The sequence below is a fragment of the Mesorhizobium sp. M7A.F.Ca.US.014.04.1.1 genome (genome assembly GCF_003998745.1).
GTDB lineage: Bacteria > Pseudomonadota > Alphaproteobacteria > Rhizobiales > Rhizobiaceae > Mesorhizobium > Mesorhizobium ciceri.
In genome coordinates, this window is record NZ_RZRW01000467.1 from 1 (window position 1) to 4,441 (window position 4,441).

The 4,441-nt window shown below is 63.3% G+C and carries 6 protein-coding genes; 4 read left to right on the forward strand and 2 right to left on the reverse strand.

The window, feature by feature from the left end:
• Positions 1–335 (forward strand): hypothetical protein (locus tag EOA22_RS25180; RefSeq protein ID WP_127370966.1); only part of this gene is annotated, 335 nt, incomplete at its 5' end.
• Between the two features lie 283 nt (positions 336–618).
• On the opposite strand, the gene EOA22_RS25185 is transcribed toward EOA22_RS25180, so the two are convergent.
• Together EOA22_RS25185 and EOA22_RS25190 are read right to left on the reverse strand one after the other, a co-directional pair.
• Positions 619–1,278 (reverse strand): response regulator transcription factor, encoded by a 660-nt coding sequence (locus EOA22_RS25185; protein ID WP_013528674.1) that lies wholly within the window; start codon positions 1,276–1,278, stop codon positions 619–621.
• Positions 1,275–2,669 (reverse strand): sensor histidine kinase, encoded by a 1,395-nt coding sequence (locus EOA22_RS25190; protein ID WP_024502211.1) that lies wholly within the window; start codon positions 2,667–2,669, stop codon positions 1,275–1,277. Before EOA22_RS25190 ends, EOA22_RS25185 begins: the two co-directional genes overlap by 4 nt.
• A 170-nt stretch (positions 2,670–2,839) precedes the next feature.
• Between EOA22_RS25190 and EOA22_RS25195 the strand changes: the two genes are divergently transcribed.
• The 3 genes from EOA22_RS25195 to EOA22_RS25205 all read left to right on the forward strand — a co-directional run.
• A complete protein-coding gene (locus tag EOA22_RS25195; RefSeq protein ID WP_013528672.1) occupies positions 2,840–3,181 on the forward strand; it encodes a hypothetical protein in 342 nt (113 codons plus the stop codon).
• A gap of 14 nt (positions 3,182–3,195) precedes the next feature.
• Positions 3,196–3,909 (forward strand): phosphatase PAP2 family protein, encoded by a 714-nt coding sequence (locus EOA22_RS25200; protein WP_063169633.1) that lies wholly within the window; start codon positions 3,196–3,198, stop codon positions 3,907–3,909.
• 269 nt (positions 3,910–4,178) lie between these two features.
• On the forward strand, positions 4,179–4,441 hold a 263-nt coding region (locus EOA22_RS25205), incomplete at its 3' end, for a helix-turn-helix transcriptional regulator (RefSeq protein ID WP_164755802.1).

Sequence of the window (4,441 nt, forward strand, 5' to 3'; positions counted from 1 at the left end):
GTGGTGGCGGAGGCAACAGTGGGGGCGGCAACGGCGGCAATTCCGGCGGAAGCAATAGCGGGAACAGCGGCAACGGCAATGGGAATAACGGCAACAGCGGCAACAGTGGCAACAACGGCAAATCAGGATCCAGTCAGGGTAAGAGCGGGAGCCATGTCAATGCAAAGACCGGTGACAAGGTCGACGTGACCGGCAACAAGATCACAGTCAGGCATCCCGACGGCATAACGGAAAAGCTCGAGAACGGTCGTTTCAGCATGAAGGACGCTCTCGGTCGCACGATCATCGACCGCCAGGCCACGCCGGCCGATGCCAATCGTCTCAAGGCCTTGTGAAGCTGGCCAACAGGCAACGGTCAGCTTTGCACGTCACCTCCGCCGCCCCCCGGCGGAGGTGACCTCGTTTCCGGCCGGCGTCGTCCCGGTTTTCGGCACCGCAATGGCTGCGGTCCCGAGGCGCGACGCGCTTTTGCGCAATCCGGGACGGGAAACCGCTGCGCATTTCTTCGGACCTGCCCAGAGCAATTCTAGAAAAAGTGTGAAGCGGTTTTCCCGTTCCCTTGGGAATTGCGTCACAGAGTTAGAGCAGCTCGCCGTTTCCGTGAAACGGTGAAATGCTTTAGGAAGGCCTGTCGCGGTCGCGCCACTCACGCATCATCAAGGCCGCTTCGGTGCGATTTCGCACATTGAGCTTCGACAGCACTCCGGTCATGTGATGTTTGACGGTCTTCTCCTGCAACTCAAGCCGCAAGGCGACTTCCTTGTTGCTCAGCCCCTCCGCCACCAGCCGCAGGATTTCCGTTTGCCGATCGGTGAGCTGCCGCAGCCGTTCCGCCAAGCCGTCGGTCGGCTGCTGGGACTGGAGATCCGAAAGCAGCCGGGCCGATAGTGTCGGCGAGAGATAGCTTTCGCCGGCTGCGACATTGCGCAGGATGTCGGCGAGGCCGCGCGATCCGACGCCTTTGAGGACATAGCCATTCACCCCTGCGTTCAGCGCCTTGGTCACATCGGCATTGGCCTCCGAGACGGTCAGCATGACGATCTTCTGGGCGGGATGGTTGGCGAGGATGCTTGCGACCGCGCTCAGCCCGCCGCCCGGCATCGAGATGTCGAGCAGCAAGATGTCGGGCCGCATCGTCGCGGCGAGGCGTTCGGCATCCTGCGCCGTGGCGCCCTCGCCAACCATCTCGAAGCCTCCGATCTCCGACAGGCTGCGCGTCACACCTTCGCGAAAGAGGGGATGATCGTCGACAATGGCAATGCGAATGGTCCCAGTCATGCTTGCTCCTCGACCGACAGACGGATCACCAAACGCGTACCTTGCGGCCCGGTCAAGGTTTCGAACTGTCCGCCAATGCTTTCGACCCGTTCCCTGAGGCCGGCGAGCCCGAGGCCCTCGACCCGTGCCGTCGGATCGAAACCCGGCCCGCGGTCCGACACTTCGACAAAAAGCCTGCCACCTTTCATCCCGGCACTCACCGCCTGATCCTTGCCTAGCCCGTGGTGATAGGCATTGTTCAGCCCTTCCTGGACGAAACGATAGATGCTGATCTTCTCGGAGGCGCCGGGTTCAGGCAACTGTCCGGCCAGCGTCAGCGTCACCGACGTTCCCGTCCTCTGTTCGTGTTCCTTGACGGCCAGCCGCAGAATGTCGGTTGCGGCAGCCGTCTCGATCTGCGGCAGGACAAGGCCGGTGCAGATGCCGCGTATTTCGCGCATCGCATCCTCCAGCGTCTTGCGAATCATCGTGACCTCGGTCGAGCGGCTTGCGCCCGAATGGCCATCGCTGGAAAATATCGGGCTGTCCATGCGCAGCGCCGCCAGGGCCACGAGTTGGGCCGGGCCGTCATGCAGGTCGGCGCCGATGCGGCGCAGATATCTTTCGTTGAGCGCGGTGGCGCGGCGCGAGGCCTGTTGCACGCGCAGTCGCAAGGCACTGTTTTGCGCCACCAGACCCTGCAGTTCCGACACCTGGCGGCGCAGCGCCCCACGCTGGTCGTCGATGGTGCGGCTGCCGCGCAGGACGATGCCCGACAGGAGCAGGAATGCCGCCAGGGTCGCGCCGGCCACGATCAGCCAGCTCGACCACAGAGCGGAAGCCAGGGTGGCCTGGAAATCGTCGGCGATCTCATAGAACTCGGTAACCGCCACCACCTCGCCCGACCAGGGCTCGCGCACGGGATTGTAGATCTCCAGCAATGGCAAGCCGGTCGCCTTCTCCTCGCTCTCATCCTCATCGAAAGTATTGAATTCAGCGACGACATTGCCTTGGAAAGCGGAACGCAGATTGTCGCTCGGAGCGAAGCGGCGGCCGATCAGGGCCGTCTCCTTGGCATAGAGGACCGTCCCGTCGCGGCGCCAGAGCATGAACGATTCGAGGCGCTTGCCGAGCGCGCCCTGGCCAAGCGTCTCGTCCAGCGCCTGCTTGACGGAATCGCTGAGCTCCTGCTCCTTGCGCAAGTCGGGAAGCAGCGGCGCAATCACGCTGTCGACATAGAGCGCCGTCGTGGCGGCCGAATTGCGGATGACGCCCTCTCTGATCTGCGCCGTCACCCAGGCGCCCACCACCAGCATGACGGCCAGCAGGCCAAAACCGCCGGCAACGACGAATTGCAAGGCAAGAGAGAGTTCGCTCCAGCGTCGCGTCAAGTTCTGCAGAATACGAATCATGAACCCCTGACCGCCCTTCAATCGAATGGCTGGACGATGTCGGTACATTGAGCCTCCGTCTTGCCATTGCCAAGAGCTTCGTTTGGTCGAGCGCTTGACGTCCCGGCGCGCTTCGGAAACAACGTCCGCGACACATGCGGCGGGAGCCGCTTCGAGAGGGGGGCGGAACGTTGAGTTTTTCGGGACTGCTGCAGCTCGGCTTTTCAACGGTCATTTTCCTGCTGGCGGCGACAGCCGCCAAGCAATGGGGCCTGGCGCCGAGCCTTGGCAAGATCGCGCTGACGCTGGCGCTCTATTCGCTGGGCAATCTGATCATGCTGCGGCTGATCCGCGAATTCGGCATGTCGGTGTCGTTCAGCCTGTCTGCCGTCATCCAGCTGGTCTCGGTGAACGTCGTGGCACTGGTCTTCTTCGGCGAGCGCGTCAACGCGCTGCAGGCGACCGGCATCATGCTGGCGATCGCCGCAGTGGCGCTGATCACGCTCGGACCCTATCTGCAAGGCCGGCTGTAACGGGCGGATTGCCGATGAAGAATGCCGCGAACGCTTTGCTCAACCGGGTCGAATTCCCGGTGCTGCTGGCCGGCCTGGTCATCGCGGCCGGCCTTTGGGGATTCGAGGAGCTGATGGAGATGGCGCGCGCCACCACCCCGCACGCCTTCGACACCGAAATACTGCTCGCCTTCCGCCAGGCGGGGCGGCCTGACAGCCCGATCGGCCCGATGTGGCTGCAAGGGGCGATGCGCGACATCACAAGCCTTGGCAGCGGCAGCGTGCTGGTGCTGATCGTGACGGCGGTAATCGTCTATCTCCTGCTTATCCGCAGGCCGGCGACCGCCCTTTTCATCTTCGTGGCGGTGGCCGGCGGTCAGATGCTGTCGAGCCTGCTGAAAGCCGGAATCGACCGGCCGCGCCCCGAACTCGTCTCGCATCTCGTCAACGAAACGACGCTGTCTTTTCCCAGCGGCCACGCCATGCTGTCGGCGGTGACCTATCTGACGCTCGGCGCGCTGGCGGCACGCTTCCTGCCCGGTCGAACGACGAAGATCTATGTGCTGTCGCTGGCGGTGCTGACGACGCTGCTGGTCGGCATCAGCCGCGTCTATCTCGGCGTCCACTGGCCGTCGGATGTGCTGGCCGGCTGGTGCGCCGGCTTCGTCTGGGCGATGCTGTGCTGGCTCGCTGCCCGGACGTGGCAGCGATGGCGTGGGCAGCACCCGGACGGCGAGACTGGAGACTAGATCAGCCGGTTGATCAGCCCGTGCCCGCAGCCGGCCAACAGGAAAACCGCCGACAGCAAGGCTGCCGATGTCATGAAAGTCTTGAAGATATTCAACCGCGTTACTCCCTGCCCAGATGGAAGACCTTAGCGCGCAATCCCGGGAAAGTATCTAAAAAATGGCCAGTCAGGCGCCGCTACTTACGTCTCAAACATTCATCCTAATGCTTGAAACATCAGAATGATGATATTATACCTTACTCCTGCAGACTCAGACGGGGATTCCGGCCGATGATCACTGCCGCGCAGATGCGCGCCGCAAGGGCGCTGGCCGGCATCGATCAGAAGACGCTCGCCGAGCGCGCCGGCGTTTCGCTTCCGACTATCCAGCGCATGGAGGCGAGCGATGGCGTGGTCAGGGGCGTGGTCGACACGCTGATGAAGGTCATCCAGGCCCTCGACGAGGCCGGGGTGGAGCTGATCGGCGAGAATCAGGCCAGCGAGCGCGGCGGCCGGGGCGTGCGCCTCAAGTCTGCCGTGCCGCCGGATCCCAA

Bases quoted from the DNA above. Each gene is read 5' to 3' on its own strand.
- EOA22_RS25185 (WP_013528674.1), bottom strand. From the start codon at position 1,278: ATGACTGGGACCATTCGCATTGCCATTGTCGACGATCATCCCCTCTTT.
- EOA22_RS25190 (WP_024502211.1), bottom strand. From the start codon at position 2,669: ATGATTCGTATTCTGCAGAACTTGACGCGACGCTGGAGCGAACTCTCT.
- EOA22_RS25200 (WP_063169633.1), top strand. From the start codon at position 3,196: ATGAAGAATGCCGCGAACGCTTTGCTCAACCGGGTCGAATTCCCGGTG.